Source organism: Nakamurella flavida, assembly GCF_030811475.1.
In the GTDB taxonomy this organism is placed as follows: domain Bacteria; phylum Actinomycetota; class Actinomycetes; order Mycobacteriales; family Nakamurellaceae; genus Nakamurella; species Nakamurella flavida.
This window is the reverse complement of sequence record NZ_JAUSQV010000001.1, coordinates 650,875-675,003: the sequence shown is the minus strand read 5'-3', so window position 1 is coordinate 675,003 and position 24,129 is coordinate 650,875. Positions and strand designations below refer to the sequence as shown.

At 72.7% G+C, this 24,129-nt stretch carries 19 protein-coding genes and 1 pseudogene; 16 read left to right on the top strand and 4 right to left on the bottom strand.

The features are described from left to right. The first annotated feature begins 40 nt into the window (after nucleotides 1-40). Nucleotides 41-886 carry an ATP phosphoribosyltransferase gene (gene hisG, locus J2S58_RS02985; RefSeq protein WP_205255541.1) on the top strand — a complete coding sequence of 282 codons (846 nt, stop codon included), beginning with the start codon at nucleotides 41-43 and terminating at the stop codon, nucleotides 884-886. Nucleotides 887-941: 55 nt separating this feature from the next. Here hisG and J2S58_RS02980 read toward each other — a convergent pair whose 3' ends face one another. Then, nucleotides 942-1,991 (bottom strand): RecB family exonuclease, encoded by a 1,050-nt coding sequence (locus tag J2S58_RS02980; protein WP_240188402.1) that lies wholly within the window; start codon nucleotides 1,989-1,991, stop codon nucleotides 942-944. Nucleotides 1,992-2,393: 402 nt separating this feature from the next. Here J2S58_RS02980 and J2S58_RS02975 point away from each other — a divergent pair. The 4 genes and pseudogenes from J2S58_RS02975 to J2S58_RS02960 all read left to right on the top strand — a co-directional run. After that, a pseudogene (locus J2S58_RS02975) lies at nucleotides 2,394-3,221 on the top strand (tRNA (adenine-N1)-methyltransferase); the annotation flags it as partial. Between the two features lie 252 nt (nucleotides 3,222-3,473). Beyond that, nucleotides 3,474-5,183, top strand: a complete 1,710-nt coding sequence (gene arc / locus J2S58_RS02970; protein ID WP_205255540.1) for a proteasome ATPase — start codon at nucleotides 3,474-3,476, stop codon at nucleotides 5,181-5,183. A 79-nt stretch (nucleotides 5,184-5,262) separates the two neighbouring features. Next, entirely contained in the window at nucleotides 5,263-6,177 is a 915-nt protein-coding gene (locus J2S58_RS02965; protein ID WP_306826332.1) for an aldo/keto reductase, read from the top strand. Nucleotides 6,178-6,348: 171 nt separating this feature from the next. Next, complete coding sequence (locus J2S58_RS02960; RefSeq protein ID WP_205255538.1) at nucleotides 6,349-6,921, top strand: DUF1697 domain-containing protein; 573 nt, start codon at nucleotides 6,349-6,351, stop codon at nucleotides 6,919-6,921. Nucleotides 6,922-6,928: 7 nt separating this feature from the next. Here J2S58_RS02960 and J2S58_RS02955 read toward each other — a convergent pair whose 3' ends face one another. Further along, nucleotides 6,929-8,170, bottom strand: coding sequence for an FUSC family protein (locus J2S58_RS02955; protein ID WP_205255537.1), 1,242 nt, complete (start codon nucleotides 8,168-8,170; stop codon nucleotides 6,929-6,931). A gap of 208 nt (nucleotides 8,171-8,378) precedes the next feature. Between J2S58_RS02955 and dop the strand changes: the two genes are divergently transcribed. The 7 genes from dop to pafA all read left to right on the top strand — a co-directional run bounded on the left by dop (nucleotide 8,379) and on the right by pafA (nucleotide 16,206). After that, nucleotides 8,379-9,890 carry a depupylase/deamidase Dop gene (dop, locus tag J2S58_RS02950; RefSeq protein ID WP_205255536.1) on the top strand — a complete coding sequence of 504 codons (1,512 nt, stop codon included), beginning with the start codon at nucleotides 8,379-8,381 and terminating at the stop codon, nucleotides 9,888-9,890. Nucleotides 9,891-10,002: 112 nt separating this feature from the next. Further along, nucleotides 10,003-10,197, top strand: coding sequence for a ubiquitin-like protein Pup (locus tag J2S58_RS02945; RefSeq protein WP_205255535.1), 195 nt, complete (start codon nucleotides 10,003-10,005; stop codon nucleotides 10,195-10,197). Then, nucleotides 10,194-11,069, top strand: coding sequence for a proteasome subunit beta (gene prcB, locus J2S58_RS02940; protein WP_306826331.1), 876 nt, complete (start codon nucleotides 10,194-10,196; stop codon nucleotides 11,067-11,069). The genes J2S58_RS02945 and prcB overlap by 4 nt, the downstream gene beginning before the upstream one ends. Before the next feature lie 63 nt (nucleotides 11,070-11,132). Next, nucleotides 11,133-11,960 carry a proteasome subunit alpha gene (prcA, locus tag J2S58_RS02935; protein WP_205255533.1) on the top strand — a complete coding sequence of 276 codons (828 nt, stop codon included), beginning with the start codon at nucleotides 11,133-11,135 and terminating at the stop codon, nucleotides 11,958-11,960. Between the two features lie 217 nt (nucleotides 11,961-12,177). Further along, nucleotides 12,178-13,629 (top strand): hemolysin family protein, encoded by a 1,452-nt coding sequence (locus tag J2S58_RS02930; protein ID WP_205255532.1) that lies wholly within the window; start codon nucleotides 12,178-12,180, stop codon nucleotides 13,627-13,629. Then, nucleotides 13,626-14,837 carry a hemolysin family protein gene (locus J2S58_RS02925; RefSeq protein ID WP_205255531.1) on the top strand — a complete coding sequence of 404 codons (1,212 nt, stop codon included), beginning with the start codon at nucleotides 13,626-13,628 and terminating at the stop codon, nucleotides 14,835-14,837. Before J2S58_RS02930 ends, J2S58_RS02925 begins: the two co-directional genes overlap by 4 nt. 10 nt (nucleotides 14,838-14,847) lie before the next feature. After that, nucleotides 14,848-16,206: a Pup--protein ligase gene (pafA, locus tag J2S58_RS02920; RefSeq protein ID WP_205255530.1), complete on the top strand. Its 1,359-nt coding sequence runs from the start codon at nucleotides 14,848-14,850 to the stop codon at nucleotides 16,204-16,206. A gap of 59 nt (nucleotides 16,207-16,265) precedes the next feature. On the opposite strand, the gene J2S58_RS02915 is transcribed toward pafA, so the two are convergent. Continuing rightward, nucleotides 16,266-16,988, bottom strand: coding sequence for a YqjF family protein (locus tag J2S58_RS02915; RefSeq protein WP_205255529.1), 723 nt, complete (start codon nucleotides 16,986-16,988; stop codon nucleotides 16,266-16,268). A gap of 101 nt (nucleotides 16,989-17,089) precedes the next feature. Then, entirely contained in the window at nucleotides 17,090-17,722 is a 633-nt protein-coding gene (locus tag J2S58_RS02910; RefSeq protein WP_205255528.1) for an FxsA family protein, read from the bottom strand. Between the two features lie 158 nt (nucleotides 17,723-17,880). Here J2S58_RS02910 and J2S58_RS02905 point away from each other — a divergent pair, with 158 nt between their 5' ends. From J2S58_RS02905 to J2S58_RS02890, 4 genes are all read left to right on the top strand, one after another. Beyond that, nucleotides 17,881-18,906, top strand: coding sequence for a helix-turn-helix transcriptional regulator (locus tag J2S58_RS02905; RefSeq protein ID WP_205255527.1), 1,026 nt, complete (start codon nucleotides 17,881-17,883; stop codon nucleotides 18,904-18,906). Beyond that, nucleotides 18,899-19,897 carry a helix-turn-helix transcriptional regulator gene (locus J2S58_RS02900; protein ID WP_205255526.1) on the top strand — a complete coding sequence of 333 codons (999 nt, stop codon included), beginning with the start codon at nucleotides 18,899-18,901 and terminating at the stop codon, nucleotides 19,895-19,897. The genes J2S58_RS02905 and J2S58_RS02900 overlap by 8 nt, the downstream gene beginning before the upstream one ends. A gap of 162 nt (nucleotides 19,898-20,059) precedes the next feature. After that, nucleotides 20,060-21,151, top strand: a complete 1,092-nt coding sequence (gene tatC / locus J2S58_RS02895; RefSeq protein ID WP_306826330.1) for a twin-arginine translocase subunit TatC — start codon at nucleotides 20,060-20,062, stop codon at nucleotides 21,149-21,151. A gap of 136 nt (nucleotides 21,152-21,287) precedes the next feature. Then, on the top strand, nucleotides 21,288-24,098 hold the full coding sequence (locus J2S58_RS02890) for a DEAD/DEAH box helicase (RefSeq protein ID WP_306826329.1): 2,811 nt from the start codon (nucleotides 21,288-21,290) through the stop codon (nucleotides 24,096-24,098). The last annotated feature ends 31 nt before the right edge of the window (nucleotides 24,099-24,129 follow it).

Genomic DNA, 24,129 nt, shown 5'->3' with positions numbered 1-24,129 from the left:
CCCCCGCCCGCCCCGCGGGTCATCCCCCTGGAGTCTGAGAATGTTGCGTGTCGCCGTTCCCAACAAGGGCACCCTGAGCGAGCCGGCCTCGGCCATGCTGCGGGAGGCCGGCTACCGGCAGCGCAGCGAGTCCCGCGACCTGACCGTGCTGGACATCGCCAACGACGTCGAGTTCTTCTACCTGCGCCCCAAGGACATCGCCGTCTACGTCGGCTCGGGCCGGCTGGATCTCGGCATCACCGGCCGGGACCTCGCCCTGGACTCACGGGCCCCGGTCCGCGAGGAGCTCCCCCTCGGGTTCGGGCACTCCTCGTTCCGGTACGCCGGACCGGCCGAACGCGAATGGCACGTCGCCGACCTCGCCGGGCTGCGGGTGGCCACGTCCTATCCGAACCTGGTGCGGGACGACCTGGCCGCCCACGGCCTGACCGCGGACGTCATCCGGCTCGACGGCGCGGTGGAGATCTCCGTGCAGCTCGGCGTGGCCGATGCCATCGCCGATGTGGTGGAGTCCGGTCGCAGCCTGCGGCAGCACCAGCTCGCCGCCTTCGGCGATGTCATCTGTGCCTCGGAGGCCGTGATCCTGGCGCGGACGGACGCGGAGACCAGCACCGCCGCCCAGCAGTTGATCAACCGACTCAAGGGCGTCGTCTTCGCCCAGCAGTACCTGATGCTCGACTACGACTGCCCGGTGACGCTGCTGGAGCGGGCCACCGCGATCACGCCTGGCCTCGAGTCGCCGACGGTGGCGCCACTGGCCGACCCCGCCTGGGTCGCCGTCCGGGCCATGGTCCGTCGGCCGGACGCGAACCCCGTCATGGACGCCCTGTCCGAGCTCGGCGCCAAGGCGATCCTCGCCTCGGACATCCGCTCCTGCCGCCTCTGAAACGAGATGTCCGTCCCGGCAGTCGGGCAGGGTCGGCGGCGTGGCGCCGCCGACCTCACTCCTCCGAAGCCGGGGGCGCGAGCAGTTCCGGGACGAGATCGGCCGGATAGCTCGGTGGAGTCCCGTCGAAGGCCGGGCACACCGCTGTGTGCGTGCACCAGGAACATCCGCGCCCCGGGGACGCCGGGAAGTCTCCCGTGGTGACGGCGGCCGTCATGGCCGCCCACAGCGCGCGGACCGACCGTTCGAAGATCACCAGCTCGGCCTCGGAGGTCGTAGTGGTCAGGGTGACGCCGTCCCCGAGGTAGATCAGCTTGAGCTGGGCGGGGACGACGCCCCGGCTCCGGAAGATCATCAGGGCGTAGAACTTGAGCTGGTAGAGGGCCGATGCCTCCAAATCCGGCCGCGGCGAGCGGCCCGTCTTGTAGTCGACGACCCGGATCAGGCCGGTCGGGGAGACGTCCACCCGATCGACGAACCCCCGCAGCGGGAGGTCACCGTCGACGACGAGGTCCAGGCCGAGTTCGCAGGCCTCGGGGGTGAGCCGCCGGGGATCCTCCAACGCGAAATACGTGTCGACCAACGCTTCGGCCGAGGCCAGCCAGTCGTCCAGCTCCGCAGCCGGAACCACCTCGGCCACGTCCGGCCGTTGCTCTGCCAGGGTCGACCAGGCCGGGCGGACCGCGGCAACGGCCTCGTCCCGCGTGCGTTCGACGGCCGGTCGGCCGAACAGCCCCTCCAGCACCGCGTGCACCAGGGTGCCGCGGACGGCCGGAGCGCTGGGCGGCTCGGCCAACCTGTCGATGGCCCGCAGGCGGTAGAGCAGCGGGCACTGCTTGAAGTCCGCCGCGCGCGACGGCGACAGCGCCAGTGGCCGGCGGGCCGGGGGCGGGTCCGCGGGCGAGGTGGTGGGGGGCTCGATCGGTCGGCTCCCGGTCGGGACCCGCGGTGACACCGGCGGACCGGTGGGCCTCGGCCCGCCGGTGCTCGACCCGCTCGGCGGTGTCCCGTCCATGTGCGGAGCACCGTACGACGCCGCGGGCGGGCCGGTCCGGTGGGCACGGGGTCGGCCCGGTGAGCGGGCGGGACGCAGGGCGGTGGTCATGGTGGGGACGGTAGGACCGGACACCGACAGTCGCTCCGGACCGGGGCCGGGCTGTCGCGGGCGGTCGGGCCGGGGACGGGCGCCGACTACTGTGCCCGGGTGCCTGCCGACTCCGACGCCGCCCTGCCGACCGACTCCGTCGCGTCGCCCCCCGTGCCCTCGCCCGGTCCCGATCCGATCGGGTCCGGGGGGCAGGAGCCCGATGCGGTCGAGTTCGATCAGCCGGACTCCTCCCCGGACGGTGGGCCCGCGGACGGCGCGGAACCGACCGCCGCCGACGACGTCGAGGCACCCGCCCCCTCGATCGACCCGGCCCCGGCGGGGGGATCGGTGCCCGATCCGGCAGGGGACACCGCCCCGGTCCTCCCGGTCGGCACCGAGGATCTCCCCGGCCCGCGGCGGGTCAGCGGGCCGTTCGAGTCCGGCGACCGCGTGCAGCTCACCGACTCCAAGGGCCGGAAGTACACGGTGATCCTGGAGACCGGCGGCACGTACCACACGCATCGGGGGGCGCTGCCGCACGACGCCATCATCGGCCTGCCCGAGGGCAGCGTGGTCAATTCCGCGGCCGGGTCGGCCTACCTCGCGTTGCGGCCGCTGCTCACCGACTACGTGCTGTCCATGCCCCGTGGGGCGGCCGTCATCTACCCGAAGGACGCGGCCCAGATCGTCTACTTCGGCGACATCTTCCCCGGCGCCCGGGTTCTCGAGGCCGGCGCAGGCTCGGGTGCGCTGACCTGTGCCCTGGTGCGTGCGGTCGGGCCGGAGGGTTCCGTCATCTCCTACGAGGTGCGCGAGGACCACGCCGAGCACGCCGCCCGGAACGTGCAGCGCTTCTTCGGGCAGACCCCGCCGACCTGGTCGATGACCGTCGCGGACGTGAAGGAGCACCACGGCGAGGTCGACCGGATCGTCCTGGACATGCTCGAACCGTGGGACGTGCTGGACACCGTGGCCGAGAACCTCATCCCCGGCGGTGTCCTCACCGTCTACGTGGCCACCACCACGCAGCTCTCCCGAATCGCCGAGAGCCTGCGCGAGTACGGCGGATTCACCGAGCCGGAGGCCTGGGAGTCGATGAACCGGCCCTGGCACCTCGTCGGTCTCTCCGTGCGGCCCGAGCACCGGATGATCGGTCACACGGCCTTCCTGCTGACCGCGCGGCGCCTGGCCCCCGGGCAGACCGCACCCCGCCCGCAGCGCCGGCCCACGTCCTCCGGCCGCACCTGACCGGCCGGCGGCGCGGGACTGTCGGGGTCCGGGGGTAGACAGGGTGGGACGGCCCGCCGGGTCGTCGCCGGGGGCGCGGTCTGTCGGACGGGACACAGTCGTGTCCCGCCGGAGGCGCCGGTCCCCCCGGTAGTGTCGGAGTCTCCAATGCTCCGATGATCGGGAGGCACAGTGACGGTCCAGCCGCCCGGAGCCGACGGAGCTTTCTCGGGGTCGGACCCCGCGGACGGCTACCGCCAGACTCCGGCACAGATGAGCACCCAGATCCGGGTGCTCCAGGACGAGATCGCCCAGCTCCGCCGACGGGTCGCCGCCGCGCCGATGGACACCCGACCGCTGGAACGCCAGCTGTCGGAATCGGCCACCCGGATCGGCAGCCTGAGCGAACGTAACGAGAAGCTCGTGGTCACCCTGCGGGAGGCCCGCGCCCAGCTGCTGCAGCTGCGCGAGGAGGTCGACCGGCTCGCCCAGCCGCCGAGCGGCTACGGCGTCTTCCTCGGCCCGGGCCCGGAGGGCACCGTCGAGGTGTTCACCGGCGGTCGGCGCATGCGCCTGGTCACGTCGCCCTCGGTGGAGCTCGAGAACCTCCGGCGCGGCCAGCAGCTCCGACTGAACGAGGCCCTGACGGTGGTCGAGGCCGGCTCGTTCGAGCTGACCGGCGAGGTCTGCTCCCTGCGCGAGGTGCTGGACGGGGACCGGGCGCTCGTGGTCGGCCACGCCGACGAGGAACGGGTCGTCCACCTGGCCGCGCCGTTGCTCGACGCGCCGCTCAAGCCGGGCGATTCCCTGCTGGTCGACACCAAGGCCGGGTACGCCTACGAGCGGGTCCCGAAGTCCGAGGTCGAGGATCTGGTGCTCGAGGAGGTGCCGGACGTCGAGTACGAGGACATCGGTGGCCTCAAGCGCCAGATCGAGCAGATCCGTGACGCGGTCGAACTGCCGTTCCTGCACGCCGACCTGTTCCGGGAGTTCCAGTTGCGCCCGCCGAAGGGTGTGCTGCTCTACGGCCCGCCCGGGTGCGGCAAGACCCTCATCGCCAAGGCGGTGGCGAACTCGCTGGCCAAGCAGGTCGCCGCGGCCCGCGGCGAGGAGAAGCTCACCAGCTACTTCCTCAACATCAAGGGCCCCGAGCTCCTCAACAAGTACGTCGGGGAGACCGAGCGCACCATCCGGATGATCTTCCAGCGGGCCCGGGAGAAGGCGTCCGACGGCACCCCGGTGATCGTCTTCTTCGACGAGATGGACTCGGTGTTCCGCACCCGCGGCACGGGGGTGTCCTCGGACGTGGAGACGACCATCGTCCCGCAGCTGCTGAGCGAGATCGACGGTGTCGAGGGGCTCGAGAACGTCATCGTGATCGGGGCGTCCAACCGCGAGGACATGATCGACCCGGCCATCCTGCGGCCCGGTCGGCTCGACGTGAAGATCAAGATCGAACGGCCGGACGCGGAGGCCGCCCAGGACATCTTCGGCAAGTACCTGATCGACGGGCTGCCCATCCACCCCGACGATCTCGCCGAGTTCGGGGGCGACCGGGCCGGCACCATCGCCGCGATGATCCAGCACACCGTCGAGCGGATGTACGAGGAGACGGACGAGAACCGCTTCCTGGAGGTCACCTACGCCAACGGGGACAAGGAGGTCCTGTACTTCAAGGACTTCAACTCCGGGGCCATGATCCAGAACATCGTCGACCGGGCCAAGAAGTCGGCCATCAAGGATCGCCTGCTCAGCGGGGGTGTCGGGCCGTTCGGTCTGCGGATGTCCCAGATGCTCGAGGCGATCGTCGACGAGTTCGCCGAGAACGAGGACCTGCCGAACACCACGAATCCCGATGACTGGGCACGGATCTCGGGCAAGAAGGGGGAGCGGATCGTGTACATCCGCACCCTGGTGTCCGGGAAGCAGTCGGAGGGGTCGCGGGCCATCGACACGGCCGCGAACACCGGGCAGTACCTGTGACGTGGGCCCGCTGGCAGTGACGGACCGGTTTCATCGCGCGCGGCCTCCGCGTCGCGCGCGATGGGCGGTCGGCACCGCGGTGCTCGGTCGCCCCGCTTACATCAACACCGGGTCGGCCGAGCTGCCCGAGGACAGATCCGTCTCCGGGATGCAGGCGACCACCTCGGCCGTGCTCGATGCCGCCACCGCCGCCGGCATCGACTGGGTGGACACGGCCCGGTCGTACGGCCGGGCCGAGGAGTTCGTCGGTCGGTGGTGGCGCGACTCCGCGGAACGCGACCCGGACTTCTCCGCCCACGCCCCGACCGTCTCGAGCAAGTGGGGATACGCGTACGTCGGTGACTGGGACCGGGACGCCGCCGTCCACGAGGTCAAGGAACACAGCCGGGCCCAGTTCGAGCGGCAGTGGCGGGCCACCCGCGAAACACTGCCGCACGTGCACCTCTACCAGGTGCATTCGCTGACGGTGGATTCGCCGTTGTTCGACGACGCCGAACTGCTGGAGGCTCTGGCCGACCTCCGGGACGCCGGCGTGGCCCTCGGGTTCACCACCAGCGGACCCCGGCAGGGCGAGACCGTCGACCGCGCCATGGATCTCGATCTCGACGGCCGACTCTTCTCGGCCGTGCAGGCCACCTGGAACCTGCTCGAGACCAGTGTCGCCCCCGCTCTGGCCCGGGCCTCCCGGAGGGAGCTGACCGTGCTGGTCAAGGAATCCCTGGCCAACGGCCGTCTGGTGACCCAGCCGCCGCCGGCGCTGACCGCGGTCGCCGAACGCCACGGTGTCGCGCCGGACGCCGTGGCCCTCGCCGCCGCCGCCCAGCAACCCTTCGTCGACCGCGTGCTGCTCGGCCCGGCCGGCCCCGGCCAGCTGGCGAGCAACCTGGCCGCCACCGACGTCTCGCTGACCGTCGACGATCTGGCCGAGCTCGCCGGCATCGCGGAGCCCGCCGAGCGATACTGGGCCACCCGGAGCGCACTGCCCTGGCGCTGACCCGCCCCGTCCCGCCCCGCCCCGTCCCGCCCCGTCCCACACTCCGGCCGGAAGACTCCCGGCGCTCCCCGGCTCCCGGCTGGTGCGGGCTCCCGGGCCCGGCGGCGATCAGCGCCGACCGGGCCTCGCGAGGTCGTGCGGGACCCCGACCGGGAGGTCCAGACTGGGCGGGTGCCCCCCACGCGCCCGCTCGTCGTCCTGCTCCGCGGGATCAACGTCGGGCGCGCGAACAGGCTGGCCATGGCCGACTTCCGCGCGGTGCTCACCGAGCTCGGCCTGCAGGATGTGCAGACCGTCCTGCAGAGCGGCAACGCCATCGGCCGAGCGGGCGGCGATCCTGCCGACCACGAGCGGACCGTGCACGACGCTCTGGCCGCCCGTGGCCTGACGGTGGCCGTGCTGGTCCGGGAGGTCGCGGACCTCGCCCTGGCCGTGGATCAGGACCCGCTGGCCGTGCTGGCCACCGACCCGTCCCGCCACCTGATCGGATTCCTCGCCGAACCGCTCACCGCCGACGCCCGCACCCGCCTGACCGATGCGCTGCAGACCGCCCAGGACTCCGTCCTGGACGCGGGTGACCGGTTCGCGGTGGTCGGCGACCACGTCTTCCTGTGGTGCCCGCACGGGGTGTCGCGGTCGCCGTTCGGCACCGTCCCCTGGCCGGCGCGGGCGGGGGTGGTCGCCACCCTCCGCAATGCCCGGACGGTGCGCTCGCTGCTGGATCGGGCGGCCGCGCTGGGCTGAACCGCGCTCAGCGCCGCTCGGCCGGTTCGCCGTCCCCGTCGTCGGGGGAGCCGTCGGGGGAGTCAGCGCGGGAATCGCCGGGGGGTCCTGCGGGAGCCGACCCCTGCAGGCCGGCCTCCAGTTCGTCGAGGATCCGGCCGGTCTCCACGACCAGGGTGCCCAGATGGATCCCGCGGCTCAGGCTCGCGGCGAGCATGTCGGCCAGATCGGCGTCGATCTCAGCCAACCGCGCCCGCGCCCGCGCGACGGCGCGGTGGGCCAGCGCCAGAGGTTCCCCGTCGCCGGAGGACGGGTCGTCCTCGGCCAGCAGCGCGGCCGAGAAGGCGGCCACCGCTCCGGCCGTCGTCGTCAGCACGTCCGCCGTCATCGGGTACGGGGGTTGCTCGCCATCGGACGACCGCACCTTCTGGGCGGTGTCCCGCAGGGTCCGGGCCACCACGCGGACCTGCACCTCGACGATCAGCAGGGTGTCCAGCGCCTGCTGGGTGCGGGCCAGGGCACCCGTCCAGGACGCCCGCCCCGGATGCAGGGCGAGGGACTGCTCGGCCTGGTCGACATCGGACTCCGCCGTCGCGGCCACCGACGCCTGCTCGCGGGCGGTGCGCAACCAGCGGGCGGCGTGCTCGGCCCGCCACGGAGCCGCCAGGCCGTCGGCCATGGCCCCGAGGGCGTCGACCACCCCGTCCGACAGATCGGCGACGGCGCGGCGACCGGCGTTGACGTGGTTCGGGGGGATGACGACGAGGTTGACCAGGACGGCCACGATCGCCCCGATCAGGGTGTCCAGCACCCGTTCCCGGACCTGTCCGGTCCCCAGGGCCAGGACGAACAGCCCGCTGATCGGGATCTGCGCGGCGGCTCCCGGGGCGAGTCGCAGGACCTTGCCGACCAGGAAGCCGATGCCCACGATGATCGCGATCGACCACGCGTGGAGGCCGATGAACCCACCCAGCAGGATCGCCACCACCAGGCCGACGACGACCGCCAGCACCTTCTGTCCCGCGTCCTTGAGGGACGCCCGCACCGTCAGCAGGGCGATCAGCGACGCGGTGATGGGCGCCCAGATGGGTGAGGTCGAGTGCAGGATCAGCTGCGCCAACGCCCAGGCCAGGCCGGCGGACAGGGCGACCTTGACGGCCTGGACGATCGTCGCCCGGTCCAGGCCGAGCAGGTCCGCCGGCCCGCGGCGGCGCCAGGCGGTGAGCGGGGCCATCTCCCGCAGTCGCTCGAGCACGCGGGTGGGCGGCACCCGGCGTGGGGCCCACCGGGGCCGGGCCCATCGCGATCCCTGCTCCGACCCGCCCATCCCGTCATCCTCCCGCACCGGGCCCGCCCCCGGACGGCCTGCTCGGGCGCCCGCCGCAGCGGTGGTGAGCAGGGACACGGACCAGGGTGAGCAGGGTCATGCGCCGGGTGGCCGGAAGGGGGCCGCCCGCCGCCACCACTAGATTCGGGTCATGTCCGTCCGCCGCATCCTGGGTACCGAGGTGGAGTACGGCATCTCCGTACCCGGTGACCCGACCGTCAACCCCGTGATCTCCTCCACGCAGATCGTGCTGGCCTACGCCGCCTCGGTGGCCGCCCCCCGGGCGCGCCGGCCCCGGTGGGACTACGAGGTGGAATCGCCCCTGCGCGACGCCCGCGGTTACGACCTGTCGGCGCTGTTCGGCGCGGAGCCCGACCTCGACGACGTCGGCGCCGCCAACGTCATCCTGTCGAACGGGGCCCGGCTCTACGTCGACCACGCGCACCCGGAGTTCTCCGCGCCCGAGGTAACCAACCCGCTGGACGGGGTGCTTTTCGACAAGGCCGGCGAACGGGTCATGGAAGCGGCCGCACAGCTCGCCGGTCGGGTCCCGACGGCCAAGCCGGTCCAGCTGTACAAGAACAACGTCGACGGCAAGGGGGCCTCGTACGGCACCCACGAGAACTACCTGTGCCGGCGGGACACCCCGTTCCCGGCGATCATCGCCGGGCTGATCCCGTTCTTCGCCAGCCGACAGGTGTTCACCGGGTCGGGCCGGGTCGGCCTGGGCCCGTCCGGCGCGAAGGACGGCTACCAGCTGTCCCAGCGCTCGGACTACATCGAGGTCGAGGTCGGTCTGGAGACCACGCTCAAGCGTGGCATCATCAACACCCGCGACGAGCCGCACGCCGACGCCGACAAGCACCGCCGGCTGCACGTGATCATCGGCGACGCCAACCTGGCCGAGATGGCGACCTACCTCAAGCTCGGCACCACCGCCCTGGTCCTGGCCATGATCGAGGACGGCTGGCCGCTGCCGGCCATGGACCTGGCCCACGCCGTGGGCGCGGTCCACGAGATCTCCCACGACACCTCCCTGACCACCACGGTGGCACTCGCCGGCGGCGGGCGGGTCACCGCGCTGGACATCCAGCGGGCCTACCGCGACGCGGCCGCCGCCTACGTCGCGGACCGGTACGGCGACGACGCGGACGAGCAGACCGTGGACGTCCTGCACCACTGGGGACGCGTCCTCGACCAGCTCGCCACCGATCCGTTGGAACTGGCCGACGAGCTCGACTGGCCGGCGAAACTCCGTCTGCTGGAGGGGTTCCGGGCCCGGGACGGTCTGTCCTGGGGCGCGCCGCGACTCGCCCTGGTCGATCTGCAGTACTCCGACGTCCGCCTGGACAAGGGCCTGTACAACCGGCTGGTCTCCCGCGGGTCGATGAAGCGGCTGGTCACCGAGGAGGCCGTGATCGCCGCGATGACGAACCCGCCCGAGGACACCCGCGCCTACTTCCGGGGCCGCTGCGTCGCGCAGTACGCGGACAAGCTCGCCGCCGCCTCCTGGGACTCCGTCATCTTCGACGTGGGTCGTGAGTCGCTGGTCCGGATCCCCACCCTGGAGCCGACCCGTGGCACCCGGGCGCACGTCGGAGCCCTGCTGGACGCTGCCGCCGACGCCACGGAGTTGGTGGACGCGCTGACCCGCCGGTCCTGAGGGGGAGGCCGGTTCGGGACGCCGCCACCGCCGGGACGTCGGGGCCGGGGAGGGCGGGGCTGTCGGGACCGCTGGGTAAGGTCGGCACCAGCGACGGTGAGGGAGAACTGACATGGCGCAGGAGCAGACGACCAGGCAGGGTGGCGGCGACTCGGACGAGTCGACCGACGGCGCATCGGCCGCCGGTCAGGAGCGCCGCGACAAGCTCGCGGCCGAGACCGACGACATCCTGGACGAGATCGACGACGTGCTGGAATCCAACGCCGAGGACTTCGTGCGGTCCTACGTCCAGAAGGGCGGCCAGTGACCCCGTCCGCTCCCACGGGGGCCGGGTCCTGGCCGGTGTCGGCCCTGCCCGCGGCATACCTGCGGCCCGGATCGGCGTCCTTCAGCGATTTCCTCGCCGAGGTCGACCCGGGCCTGCTGCCCGGGCACGGACACAGCGCCGGGGCGGCCCACCTCGCCGCCCCCCACGGCACCACCATCGTCGCGGTGACCTGCTCCGAGGGCGTCGTGCTGGCCGGTGACCGGCGGGCGACCATGGGCAACCTGGTGGCGTCCCGGGAGATCGAGAAGGTCTTCGTCGCCGATTCGCACTCGGCGGTCGGCATCGCCGGCACGGCCGGTCTGGCCGTCGAGATGGTGCGTCTGTTCCAGCTGGAGCTCGAGCACTACGAGAAGATCGAGGGCGTCCGACTCTCCCTGGACGGCAAGGCCAACCGGCTGGCCGCGATGATCCGGGGCAACCTTGGCGCCGCCATGCAGGGGCTCGCGGTCGTCCCGCTGTTCGCCGGGGTCGACCCGGCCCCGCGCGTCCCGGTCCTGCGCACCACCGGTGAGCGGTCGCCGGGCCGGATCTTCTCCTACGACGTGGTCGGCGGGAAGTACGAGGAACACGACTACCACGCCGTCGGTTCGGGCTCGCTGTTCGCCCGGTCGGCGCTCAAGAAGCGGTTCGACCCGTCCGCCGATCTGCCCGGTGCCGTCCGGGCCGCCGTCGAGGCGTTGTACGACGCGGCCGACGACGACACCGCCACCGGCGGGCCGGATCTGACCCGGCGCATCTATCCGGTGGTCGTCGCCATCACCGCCCAGGGGGCGGTGCGGTGGACCGACGACGCCGTGGGCGCCGTCGCCCAGGCCGTGGTCACCGGCCGGATGACCAACCCCGGCGGCTGACGGACCGCCGTCCACACCCGCCCGACCGTCCGCCGCCCCCGTTCTTCGAGGAGTCCCCCCGCCGTGAGCATGCCCCTGTACGCCTCACCCGAGCAGTTCATGCGGGACCGCTCCGAGTACGCCCGCAAGGGCATCGGGCGGGGGCGCAGTGTCGTGGTGACCACCTACTCCGGCGGGGTGCTGTTCGTCGCGGAGAACCACTCGCCGACGCTGCACAAGGTCAGCGAGATCTACGACCGCATCGGTTTCGCCGGGGTCGGCCGCTACAACGAGTTCGAGAACCTGCGGACCGCCGGGATCCGGCTCGCCGACGTCCGGGGTTTCTCCTACGACCGCAAGGACGTCACCGGCCGCTGGCTCGCCAACGCCTTCGCCCAGACCCTCGGATCCATCTTCTCCGAGCACCAGAAGCCGTTCGAGGTCGAGGTGTGCGTGGCCGAGGTGGCCACCGTCGAGGAGTCCGCGGACGAGCAGGGCCCCCGTGATCAGCTGTACCGCATCTCCTACGACGGGTCGATCGTCGACGAGTCGCGCTACGTGGTGATGGGTGGGGCGACCGAACCGGTGCTCACCTCCCTGAAAGCCTCCTTCGAGGCTGGATGGGACCTGCGGACGGCGCTCGCGGCCGCGGTCACCGCGCTGGGGACCACCGGGGAGAACCCGCCCCGCAGCCTGATCCCCGCCCAGCTCGAGGTCGCCGTCCTCGACCGGTCCCTGCCCGGCCGCACGTTCCGCCGGGTGGCGGGCACCGTCCTGCAGGAGCTGCTCGAGCCCGCTGCGACACCGGCCGGTCCTGCGCCGGTGGACCCACCCGCCGAGCCCGCCGAACCGACGGATCCGGTCGAGGCCGGGGCCGACATCCCGGTGGAGCCGACCGGCCCGGCCACCTGATCGCTCCGCCCGCCGCCGTCGTGCCCCGGTCCGTCCGGCGCCGGGGGAGCGGCGTTCCCCGGTCGGTCGGTTCCACCATCGCCGGGACCGGACATTCGTCACCGGCCCGAAACCTCCACGCTCCCGGCAGTGTCGGGCCCATCGGCTACCGTCGTCTGGTCGTGAGGTGCGGCGGCCGAGGGTCGTCGACCGTGTCTGCTTGTAGGGAGCTCGAGCGTTGATCACCCAGTGGGTGCTGCTCGTCGTCGGGTTCATCCTGATCGCCGGTACCGCCCTGTACGTGTCCGCCGAGTTCAGTCTGGTCACCGTGGACCGGGCGACGGTCGCCCGCCAGGCCGCCTCCGGGGACCGCGGGGCCAAGTCGCTCATGACCGGTCTGCGGTCGCTGTCCACGCAGCTGTCCGGGGCCCAGGTGGGGATCACCGTGACCACCCTGGCCCTGGGTTTCGTGATGGAGCCGTCCTTGGCCCAGCTGCTCAGCGGGCCGCTGGGCGCGTTGGGGCTGGACGAGGGCGTCGCGTCGTCGGTGTCGGTGATCATCGCCCTGGTCGTGGCGACCGTGCTGTCCATGGTCCTGGGTGAACTGGTACCCAAGAACATCGCCATCGCCGAGCCGCTGGAGACCGCGAAGCAGGTCATCACCCCGATGCGGGTGTCCACCACCCTCTTCCGGCCGCTGATCTGGGTGCTCAACGGCATCGCCAACGGCGTGCTCCGGGTGATCGGCATCGAGCCGCAGGAGGAACTCCGGTCCGCCCGTTCGTCGGTCGAGCTGCACTCGCTGGTCCGCCGGTCCGCCGCGCGCGGCACCCTGGAGGCGCCGACCGCCGGTCTGCTGGCCCGGTCCATCGCCTTCTCCGGCAAGACCGCGGCCGACGTGCTGACCCCGCGGCCGCGGGTGCGGTTCGTCAAGGCCTCGGACCCGGCCGGGGAGATCGTGGCCGCCGCCGTGGAGACCGGTCACTCGCGGTTCCCGGTGTCCGGGGAGGATTCCGACGACGTGGTCGGCCTCGTCCACCTCAAGCGGGCGGTGGCCATCCCGCCCGACGACCGGGACGGGGTGAGCGTGCGCCAGCTGATGGTGCCGGTCCCCGTGGTGCCCGAGTCGATCCCGCTGGACGACCTGCTCGACCAGCTGCGTGAGTTCGGCCTGCAGATGGCGGTGGTGGCCGACGAGTACGGCGGCACCGCCGGCATCCTCACGCTGGAGGACGTGGTCGAGGAGCTGGTCGGTGAGATCACCGACGAGCACGACCCCACGGCGGTGCGCGGCGAGCGGCGGAGCGACGGCACCTGGGCGTTGCCGGGCACCCTGCGCCCCGACGAGATCGAGGAGCTGACCGGGGTCAGCCTGCCCGAGTCGGGCGCGTACGAGACGGTGGCCGGTCTGCTGATCGCCCGCCTCGGCCGGATGCCGCAGAACGGGGACACCGTGGAGGTCTCGGCCACGATGGGCGCGGAGGCCCGCCTCGGCGCCCTGGCCGGTCAGGCCGACGACGAACCCGTGCCCGCCGAACCGGAGGAGGACCTGCCGCGTGCCGTCACCGTCCGGCTGACCGTGCACCGGCTGGCCCGCCGGCGCATCGAGACGGTGCAGCTGTCCGCCGTCCAGCGTGACGATCCGGCCGAGGACGGCCAGCGCCTCCAGGACGAGAGCAGCGCCCGATGATCACCAACTGGTTGTTGCTGCTGCTGGTCGTCGTGCTGCTCGGGGTCAGCGCCTTCTTCGTCGCCGCCGAGTTCTCCCTCATCGCCGCGCGGCGCAGTGTGATCGAGCCGCTGGCCGTGTCCAGCAAACGGGCCCGGGCCACGCTCAAGGCGATGGAGAACGTCTCGTTGATGATGGCGTGCGCGCAGTTCGGGATCACCCTGTGCGGCGTGCTGCTCGGCGCCCTCGGCGAGCCCGCGGTGGCCAGCCTGCTCGAGCCGGTGTTCCACGATCTCGGCGTGCCCGAGGGATGGCTGCACCCGGTCGCGCTGACCGTGGCGCTGCTGCTGGTGGTCTCCGCGCACGTGGCGCTGGGCGAGATGGTGCCCAAGAACATCGCCATCGCCGGGCCGGAGAAGACCGCGATGGCGCTGGCCCCGCCCCTGCAGGCGGTGGCGACCATGCTCGGGCCGATCATCCGGGTGCTCAACTTCGCGGCCAACGGCATCGTCCGGATGCTCGGTCGCGAGCCGAAGGACGAGGTGGCCTCCGCGTTCACCCGCGAGGAGGTCGCCGACCTGATCTCCGAGTCGCGGGCCGAGGGCCTGCTGGACGCCGACGAACACCAGCTCATCACCTCGGCGCTGGATCTGGACGTCGCCGAGGTGCGCACGGTGCTCGTCCCGGAGGACGCCGTCGTCACCCTCGCCGCAGGGGCCAGCCCCGCCGAGGTGGAGCGGGCCTGCCAGCGGACCGGCTTCTCCCGCTTCCCCATCCGGGAAGCCGATGGGCGACTCAGCGGCTACCTGCACATCCGGGACGTGGTCGGCCGTGACGACGACCGCGACGAGCCCATCCCGACCGAGAGGATCCGTCCGCTCCCGGTGGTCAGCGCGGACACCGACCTGCGGACGGCACTGGACACCATGCGGCGCCTCGGCGCGCACCTCGCCCAGGTCGTCGTCCCGGAGCGGGCCACGCCGGTGTCGACGGGGTCCTCGCCGATGACCCCCGGGGGTTCCGCCCCGACGGCCGCCCCGGCGGACGCGAGCGCACCGGAGTCGCACGAGCGCGGAGCGGGCCACGATCCGGCGGGTACCGAACCGGGTGATCTTCTCGGTGTCGTCATGCTCGAGGACGTGATCGAGACGCTGATCGGGGAGATCCGCGACGCGACCCGGCGCGGTCCCTGGACCGCGGCGGCCGGTCGCGACGCGGGCCGGGCATAGGCTCGACGGCATGCAGCGGCGGATCCTCGGGATCGAGACGGAGTTCGGCATCACCTGCACCTTCCACGGTCAGCGCAGGTTGAGCCCCGACGAGGTGGCGAGATACCTGTTCCGCCGGGTGGTGTCCTGGGGCCGTTCGTCGAACGTGTTCCTGCGCAACGGGTCCCGGCTCTACCTGGACGTGGGATCGCACCCGGAGTACGCGACGGCCGAGTGCGACGACCTGCCCACGCTGATCGCCCACGACAAGGCCGGCGAGCGGATCCTGCAGGACCTCGTGGTCGACGCGGAGGCCCGGCTGGCCGAGGAGGGCATCGGCGGTGACATCTACCTGTTCAAGAACAACACCGACTCCGCGGGCAACTCCTACGGCTGCCACGAGAACTTCCTCATCAGCCGGGGCGGCGAGTTCGCCAGGATCTCCGACGGACTCATCCCGTTCCTGGTCACCCGTCAGCTGATCGCCGGTGCCGGCAAGGTGCTGCAGTCCCCGCGCGGTGCCGCGTACTGCCTCTCGCAGCGCGCCGACCACATCTGGGAGGGCGTGTCCAGCGCCACCACCCGGTCCCGGCCGATCATCAACACCCGGGACGAGCCGCACGCCGACGCCGAGAAGTACCGCCGGCTGCACGTCATCGTCGGCGACTCCAACATGAGCGAGACGACGACGTTGCTCAAGGTGGGCAGCGCGGCCCTGGTGCTGGAGATGATCGAGGCGGGGGTGGGTCTGCGGGACTTCACCTTCGAGAACCCGATCCGCGCCATCCGCGAGATCTCCCACGACATCACCGGTCGCAAACCCGTCCGGTTGGCCGGTGGCGGGGAGATCTCCGCCCTGGACGCCCAGACCGAGTACTACGCCAAGGCCGCCGAGTACGTGGCCAAGCGGGGGACCGACCCGGTCAGCGAGCGGGTGCTGGACCTATGGCGGCGGACCCTGGAGGCCGTGCAGACCGGCGACTTCTCCACGGTGGACACCGAGATCGACTGGGTCATCAAGAAGAAGCTGATCGACGGCTACATGGCCAAGAACGGCCTCGACCTGGCCAGCCCCCGGGTGGCCCAGATCGACCTGACCTACCACGACGTCCGCCCCGGTCGCGGCCTGCACTCCCTGCTGGTTGCCCGGGGCCGGGCGGCCCGGGTGGTCACCGATGCGCAGATCGACGAGGCGGTGACCCTGCCGCCGCAGACGACCCGGGCGCGGTTGCGCGGCGAGTTCGTCGCCGCGGCCCAGGACGCGGGACGCGACTACACCGTCGACTGGGTCCACCTCAAGCTCAACGACCAGGCCCAGCGGACCGTCCTGCTCAAGGATCCGTTCCGCAACAACGACGAGCGGGTGCAGAAGCTCATCGAATCCATGTGACCGGTCGGCCGCGCCCGGCCGCTGCCTGGCGTCCCCGGCCGCGGGCGGCGGGCCGGGTTTCAGGCGACGCGCGACGGCGTGCCGAAGCGCGTCCGGACACCCGGCGTCCAGAGCGGCCGCAACGTGGGCTCACCGGCGACAGGGAAACCGGCGGCGGTGCCCAGATCGTCGGACAGGTGCAGCAGCCTCGCTTCGTGCAACGGCCAGGCCTCGTGCTCGTTCGGCGTCCAGATCGTCCGTCCGCCCAGGCTGCTGTGCATGCCCCAGCGCAGGGTCAGGAACTCCTCGGTGGCCGTCGGCTCCACGGGACCGCCGACCTCCAGCACGATCTCGCTGCGGGCACCCGGCCCCGGCCAGCGACGGTGCGTGCGGTAGGTGTGCACCCGGCCCAGCGTCTCCGCCGTCATCGACGACCACAGGTACGGGATGCGGATGCCGAACCGGGCGAGCAGGACGATGGCCAACCGGCTCGCGTCCAGCGACCGGAAGACCACCCCGTGCCGTCCCGCGGCGTCGACGGAGTAGAGCCGGATGTTGGTCTCCAGGAAGGACCCGAAGAAGGGGGCCGGCACCCGGCCCAGCCCGGCGCGGTGCATCTCGAACGGGATCAGCCCGACGAACGTGCGGCCGTCGGCATCCAGGTCCGGCTCGGTCCCCCGGGGCAGGTGCGGCGCCACATCGGCCGGGTCGACGGCCCAGTGCAGGAAGGCCAGGTTCAGCCAGCGCTGATCGGAGAGCACCGGACCGGCCAGGGCAGGAGCGTTCCGCGGGGGAGGGGTCACCTCTCGATCATCCGCGTGCGACCGTGCGGTCCGGTCGGACCGGGACGCAGGTCACCCGCGGGGGGACGACGTGGCGTGGGTGCCGTCGTCCGTGCCGGAGGTCAGCGGCGTGCCGCACCGCCGGCCGGGCCCGCGTCCGGGTCGACCCTGCTGCCGTCCACGACGACCCCGTCGATGACCTGGCCCTCGACGACATCGGCGTCGATCACCTCGCCGTGGACCCGGCGCAGCCCGGTCGACCGGGCCCCGTCCGCGAACGCACCGGTCGGAACCTGCCCCACGCCGAGCACGCGGATCACGCCGACCCGGGCGTCCGGCCCCGCGGCGGGACCGTCCACGATCACACCGCCGTCGACGACCGGACCACCGCCGGGAACGCCGAGCGCGACGGCCCGGGCCTGCGCGGCGCGCACCAGCCGACGCCGGATCAGCTTGCGGGTGGGCGGCAGGATCAGCGCGAGACCGACGAGGTCACCGATGAAGCCGGGCAGCACCATCAGCATGGCGCCGCCACCGATCAGCAGACCGTCCGTCACCTCGTTCTGCGGCTGGCGGCGTTCGCGCACCGCACGGGTCAGATCGGTCAGCGCCCGGGCGCCCTGGGTGCGGGCCAGCCAGATGCCCAGGGCCGAGGTGGCGAGCACCAGCAGCAGGGTCCAGCCGGCGCCGATCAGGGAACCCACGCCCAGCAGGACGACCAGCTCGAGGATGACGAACAGTGCGATGGCAGCCATGCCTGGTGAACGTCGGGGGACGCCCCGGTGATCCCGGTCGGAGCTGTGAGTCCGATGAGCCTGCCGCGACCGGCGCGGGACGGACGGATCGATCCGGGCCCCGGCCTGTCGGGGCGCCGGATGCGAACACGCGTGCGGAGATGTGACAGGCTTGCCCGGTGGCGACGGCGAAGGCGGAACGACTGCTCAACCTGGTCATCGCCCTGGTCAACTCACCGCGGTACCGGTCCGTGTCCTGGATCCGGGACAAGGTGGCCGGCTACGCCGACGCGACCAGCGACGAGGCCTTCTTCCGGATGTTCGAACGGGACAAGCAGGAACTGCGCGAGCTGGGCATCCCCCTGCAGACCCCGCCCGGTACGGACGACGGGTACCGGATCGCGGCCGTGGACTTCACGCTTCCCCAGCTCAGCTTCACCCCCGCCGAGGCCGCTGCGCTCGCGCTGGCCGGCCGGTTGTGGGAGACCACCGTGCTCGGCGAGGCGGGATCGGGCGCGCTGCGCAAGATCCGGGACGCGGCCGGCCCCGGCACCCCGACCGACACCGTCGGCACGGACGTCGAGGCATCCGCGGCCGATCTCCTGCAGCCCCGGGTGCGCACCTCCGACCCGGCGTTCACCCCGCTCTACGCCGCCGTCCGCGCCGGCAAGGCCGTGTCCTTCGCCTACCGCAAGGAGGTCGGCGGACCCACCGAACCCCGTGCTCTCGAACCGTGGGGGCTCGTGTCGTTCCGGGGTCGCTGGTACGTCATCGGACGGGACCGCGGACGCGGGGAACGCCGCACCTTCCGGCTGTCCCGCATCGTCGGGCCGGTCAAGGCGGTGGGCCGGGCGGGTGCCGTGCAGGCGCCGGCCGGGGTCGACCTGCTCGCCGAGGTCGCGGCCAGCGTGGAGCGACCGTCCGCCCGGACCGGCACCGTCCGCATCCGGTCCGGCCGGGCCGCCGGACTCCGCCGGTCCGCGCTGAACCAGCTGGAGACCCCGGCGGGTGCCACGCCGGGTACGGACGACTGGGACGTCGTCGAGATCCCGGTGGGTCACCTGTGGGACACCGCGCGGATGATCGCCGGGCACGGGCCGGACGTGGTCGTGCTGACCCCGCCGGACCTGGCCGACGCCGTGGTGCGGCTGTTGTCCGGGCTGGCCACCCCGGTGGCCGCGGGGCGGGGAGACGGACATGAGTGAGACCGCGACCGGGCGACTGGCCCGGATGCTGGCGATGGTCCCGTACATCTCCCGGCGCCCCGGGGTGGCGCTGGCCGACCTGGCCGCCGAGTTCGGGGTGAGCACCGCCCAGGTCGGCGCCGACCTGGATCTGCTCATGGTGTGCGGGCTGCCCGGCTACTACCCGGACGACCTCATCGACGTGGTGCTCGACGAGGAGGGCGGCACCGTCGCCATCGCCTTCGACGCCGGCATCGAACGGCCGGTCCGGTTGACCGCCGACGAGGCCGTCGCGCTCACCGTGGCGCTGCGGGCCCTGGCCGAGCTCCCCGGCCTGGTGGATGCCTCGGCGGTGCTGTCCGCCCTGGCCAAGCTGGAGGGTGCGGGCGCCGCCGGTCTGGAGGGTGCCGGGGTGCGGGTCGCCGCGGCCGACGCCGCCCCCGCGCTGGGCACCGTTCGGCAGGGGGTGAGCGAACGGCGCCGCATGGAGATGCGGTACTACACCGCCTCCCGCGACCAGGTCACCGACCGCACCGTGGACCCGATCCGGTTGCTGGTCACCGATGGGCACAGCTACCTCGAGGCGTACTGCCACCTCGCGGCGTCCGTCCGGTTCTTCCGGGTCGACCGCATCGACGCGGTCCGCCTGCTCGACGAACCCGCCCAGGCCCCGCTCTGGGTCGACTCGGACGTGCCCGACCGGGTGTTCCACCCCGACCCGCACGTCGAGCCGGTGACCCTGGCCCTGGGGGCGAGCGCCCGGTGGATCGCCGAGTACTACCCGGTGGAGGACCCGCTCCCGGACGACCCCGACGAGGCCACCCCGGAGCGGTCCGGCTCGTCCGCGGCCACCGGCGGTGACGCGGTGCACGTGCGGATCCGGGCGGGCGAGGACTGGCTGGTCCGCCTGGTGCTGTCCCAGGGCGGTGCCGCGTCCTTCGTCGACCGTCCCGACCTGGACGCCGCGGTGCGCGACCGCGCCACCGAGGCGCTGCTCGCCTACCGGGTCTGAGCCGGATCCGTGCCGCCGCCGGTGTGCCCCCCGCGGTGATCCCGTCGTTCACCTCCGTGGTCGGGACCGGCCCGTAGGATCGGCCGGGCCGGACGGTCACGACCGGCGGACGACCGGCAGGGGCGAACGCCCCGGCCGGCCCGATCGCGAGGAGTGCACACCGTGAAGCTGCCCCGGCTTCCCCTGCCCGGTCGCCGACCGCCGCGGGAGCTCTCCGACGGCACGATGTCCCTGATGGAGCATCTCTACGAGCTCCGCCGGCGACTCTTCTTCGCCGTGCTCGGGCTGCTGCTGGGCGGCATCGTCGGCTTCATCTGGTACTCCGTGACCATCCCGCCCATCCCCACCCTGGGCGACATCATGATCGGCCCCTACTGCGCCGTCCCGTCCCAGTACCGCGCCGATCTCACCGCCGGCGGCGACACCTGCCAGCTGCTCGCCACCGGCCCGTTCAGCATCCTGCAGGTCCGCCTCAAGGCCGCGCTGCTGGCCGGGGCGGTCATCTCCTGCCCGGTGTGGCTCTACCAGCTGTGGGCGTTCGTCAGCCCGGCGCTGTACTCCAAGGAGCGCCGGTTCGCCGTCACCTTCGTGTGCACCGCGGCCGTCCTGTTCGCCGGCGGCGCCGTGCTGGCCTACATCGTCATCCGGGAGGGACTGGTCGTCCTGCTCGGCATGGGCGGGGACACCGCCGTGGCCGCGCTGGAACCCGACAAGTACTTCTCGTTCCTCATCGCCATGCTGTTGATCTTCGGTGTGTCCTTCGAGCTGCCGCTGATCCTGATCATGCTGAACTTCGCCGGTGCGTTGCCGGGCGCGAAGCTGGGCCAGGCCCGTCGGTACGCGATGTTCGGGCTGGTCGTCTTCGCCGGGCTCGTCGTCCCGGGCAACGACCCGATCACCATGCTCGCCCTGGCCGTGTCGCTGTGCGTGCTCTACGAGGTCGCCGTACAGGTGTCGAAGGTCCACGACCGCCGCAAGGAGCGGAAACTCGTCGCGGCCGGCATGGGCGAACTGGACGACGACAAGGCCTCGGCCCTGCCCGGAGCCACCGAGGCCGTCGGTGGGGTCGCCCCGGTCGCCGCGCCGTCCCCGATCGTCCGGCCCTCCGCCGTCACCCCCACCGCCCAGCCCCCGGCCACCCCACCGCCGGTGACGCAGACCGGGGTGCCGCAGACCGGGGTGACCCAGCCGCCTCCGCCGCCGGTCCCGCCGGCCGGCCCCGTGCGCCCCGACGACCTGGGCGACGCGACCTGATCCCGGAGTCCCGCCCGGGCGACCCGACCTCCGGGGGCCCGGCCGGGCGGTGTGCAACGCTGGAAGGGTGACACACGGCAGTGGGAACGGCGGAACCGGGCACGGCGACGAGGGCCGGCGGCGGGTACGGACCCGGGTGCCGAGCCGGCCGGCGGTCGATCGCGCGGACGCCCCCGAGGACGACGACGCCCCCCTGTCGCCGGCCGACCGGTTCGCCCGGTCCCGTGACCAGGCCGCGCACCCGCACTTCACCGAGTTCGCCGCCACCCGGCCGTTCGCGCTCGATCCGTTCCAGATCGAGGCGTGCCGCGCGCTGGAGCAGGGCCGAGGTGTGCTGGTCTGCGCGCCGACCGGCGCGGGCAAGACGGTGGTCGGCGAGTTCGCCGTCCACCGGGCACTGGCCATCGGTGGGAAGTGCTTCTACACCACCCCGATCAAGGCGCTCTCGAACCAGAAGTACGCCGACCTGGTCGCCCAGTACGGCCCGGCCCAGGTCGGATTGCTGACCGGGGACACCTCGATCAACTCGCACGCGCCCGTGGTCGTGATGACCACCGAGGTGCTGCGCAACATGCTGTACGCCGACTCCGCGGACCTGCACGGGCTGACCGCCGTGGTGATGGACGAGATCCACTACCTGGCCGACAAGTTCCGCGGGGCGGTGTGGGAGGAGGTCATCCTCCATCTGGACGAGGGGGTCCAGGTCGTCGGGCTGTCGGCCACCGTGTCCAACGCCGAGGAGTTCGGCGCCTGGCTGCAGGCCGTGCGCGGCCACACCACGGTCGTCGTCGACGAGATCCGGCCGGTGCCGCTGTGGCAGCACATGATGGTGGGCCGTCGCATGTTCGATCTGTTCACCGGGACGGGGGCGGACGGTCCGGCCGACAGCGAGCCGGGCACCCAGCACACCCGCATCGACCCGACCCTGGCCCGCGCGGTGGCCGACGCCGAAGCCCTCGCCGGACGGTCGGGCTTCCGCGGCGGCCAGCGGGGGCAGCGCGGCGCCGCACCGTCCGGCGGCGGCCCGCGGTGGCGCCCGCCGGCCCGCACCGACGTCATCGAACGGTTGGACGGGGCCGGGCTGCTGCCCGCGATCACCTTCATCTTCTCGCGCGCGGGATGCGATGCGGCGGTCACCCAGTGCGTCCGGTCCGGCATGCGGCTGACCACCGAGTCCGAGCGCGAGACGATCCGGCAGGTCGTCGACCGGCGCACGGCCGACCTGCCCGAGGGCGATCTGGCCGTCCTGGGGTATTGGGAGTGGCGGGAGGCCCTGGAGCGGGGCATCGCCGCCCACCACGCCGGGATGCTGCCCGCGTTCAAGGAGACCGTGGAGGAACTCTTCGTCGCCGGGTTGGTCAAGGCCGTGTTCGCCACCGAGACGCTGGCCCTGGGCATCAACATGCCCGCCCGCACCGTCGTGCTGGAGAAGCTGGTCAAGTACAACGGCGAGGGGCACGTCGACCTGACGCCGGGGGAGTACACCCAGCTCACCGGCCGGGCCGGTCGTCGCGGTATCGACGTCGAGGGTCACGCCGTCGTCGTCTGGTCACCCGGGATCGACCCACGGGCGGTGGCCGGTCTGGCCTCCAAGCGCACCTACCCGCTGCGCAGCTCGTTCCGACCCAGCTACAACATGGCCGTCAATCTCGTCCACCGGATGGGCCGGGAGGCGGCGAAGGATCTCCTGGAGCAGTCGTTCGCCCAGTTCCAGGCGGACGCCGGGGTGGTCAGCCTGGCCCGGCAGGTGCGCCGCAACGCCGACGCCGTGGAGTCCTACGCCGAGAAGATGGTGTGCCACCTCGGCGACACCGCCGAGTACCTGGGTCTGCTCGAGCAGCTGGCCGGCACCGAGAAGTCCCTGGCTCGGGCCGGTGCGACCGGCCGACGCGACGAGACGACCCGCGACCTCGGCCTGCTGCGGCGCGGGGACGTGGTGTCCGTCCCGACCGGACGCCGGGCCGGACTGGCCGTGGTGCTGGATCCCGGCGTCTCCCACGACGGGACCGCCCGCCCGCTCGTCTGCACGGCCGGCCGATGGGCCGGACGGCTGTCCACTGCGGACTTCCGCGGTCCGGTGCCGTCCCTGGGTCGGCTCAAGCTGGGCAAGTTCACCGACCACAAGTCGGCCGGGGTGCGCCGTGACCTGGCCGCGGCCATCGCCGCGTCGGGCATCCGCCCGCCGACCCGACCGCAGCGACCGACCGCAGTCGAGGACGCCGACGTGGTCATGCTGCGTCGCACGGTGCGGGCGCACCCGGTGCACGGCTGCGCGGACCGCGAGCAGCATCTGCAGTGGGCGCGGCGATGGTCCCGGATGCGACACGAGAACACCGCGCTGGACGCCCGGGTGCACACCGCCCGGGGGTCGCTGGGCAAGGCGCTGGAGCAGATCCTGGCTCTGCTGGAGAGCCGCGGGTACGTCCGGGGCGACCAGGTGACGCCGGCGGGCACCATGCTCTCCCGGATCTGGTCGGAGAGCGATCTGGTGGTGGCCGAGTGCCTCCGGCAGGGCATCTGGACCGGGCTGGAACCGGCCGATCTGGCCTCCGTGGTGTCGGTGCTGGTGTACGAGGCGCGTCGGGAGGGGGCGCCGATGCGAGCCCCCGGCGGCGCGACGGCCGCACCCATCGAGGCCACTCACCGGGTGTGGACGGAGATCGTCAGGCAGGAGGGCGAGCACCGTCTGCCGCCGACCCGGGAACCCGACCCCGGCTTCGCCGGTGCCGTCGGGGCGTGGGCCCGGGGCAGCTCGTTGGCCGAGGCGCTCACCGTGGCCATCGCCGGCGGCGCCGAACTGTCCGCGGGTGACTTCGTCCGGTGGTGCCGGCAGGTCATCGACCTGCTCGACCAGCTCTCCGGGGTGGCGCCCGCGCCGCTGGACACCGTTGCGCGGACGGCCGTGGCGGCGCTCCGCCGCGGCGTGGTCTCGGTCGGGGCCGTCTGATCCCGGCTCCCGTCCGGGTGACGACGTGTCG

What these genes read in the sequence shown, in the direction of transcription:
- hisG (WP_205255541.1), top strand. Translation starts at nt 41, where the DNA reads ATGTTGCGTGTCGCCGTTCCCAACAAGGGCACCCTGAGCGAGCCGGCC.
- J2S58_RS02980 (WP_240188402.1), bottom strand. Translation starts at nt 1,991, where the DNA reads ATGACCACCGCCCTGCGTCCCGCCCGCTCACCGGGCCGACCCCGTGCC.
- arc (WP_205255540.1), top strand. Translation starts at nt 3,474, where the DNA reads ATGAGCACCCAGATCCGGGTGCTCCAGGACGAGATCGCCCAGCTCCGC.
- dop (WP_205255536.1), top strand. Translation starts at nt 8,379, where the DNA reads ATGTCCGTCCGCCGCATCCTGGGTACCGAGGTGGAGTACGGCATCTCC.
- J2S58_RS02945 (WP_205255535.1), top strand. Translation starts at nt 10,003, where the DNA reads ATGGCGCAGGAGCAGACGACCAGGCAGGGTGGCGGCGACTCGGACGAG.
- J2S58_RS02925 (WP_205255531.1), top strand. Translation starts at nt 13,626, where the DNA reads ATGATCACCAACTGGTTGTTGCTGCTGCTGGTCGTCGTGCTGCTCGGG.
- pafA (WP_205255530.1), top strand. Translation starts at nt 14,848, where the DNA reads ATGCAGCGGCGGATCCTCGGGATCGAGACGGAGTTCGGCATCACCTGC.
- J2S58_RS02910 (WP_205255528.1), bottom strand. Translation starts at nt 17,722, where the DNA reads ATGGCTGCCATCGCACTGTTCGTCATCCTCGAGCTGGTCGTCCTGCTG.
- J2S58_RS02900 (WP_205255526.1), top strand. Translation starts at nt 18,899, where the DNA reads ATGAGTGAGACCGCGACCGGGCGACTGGCCCGGATGCTGGCGATGGTC.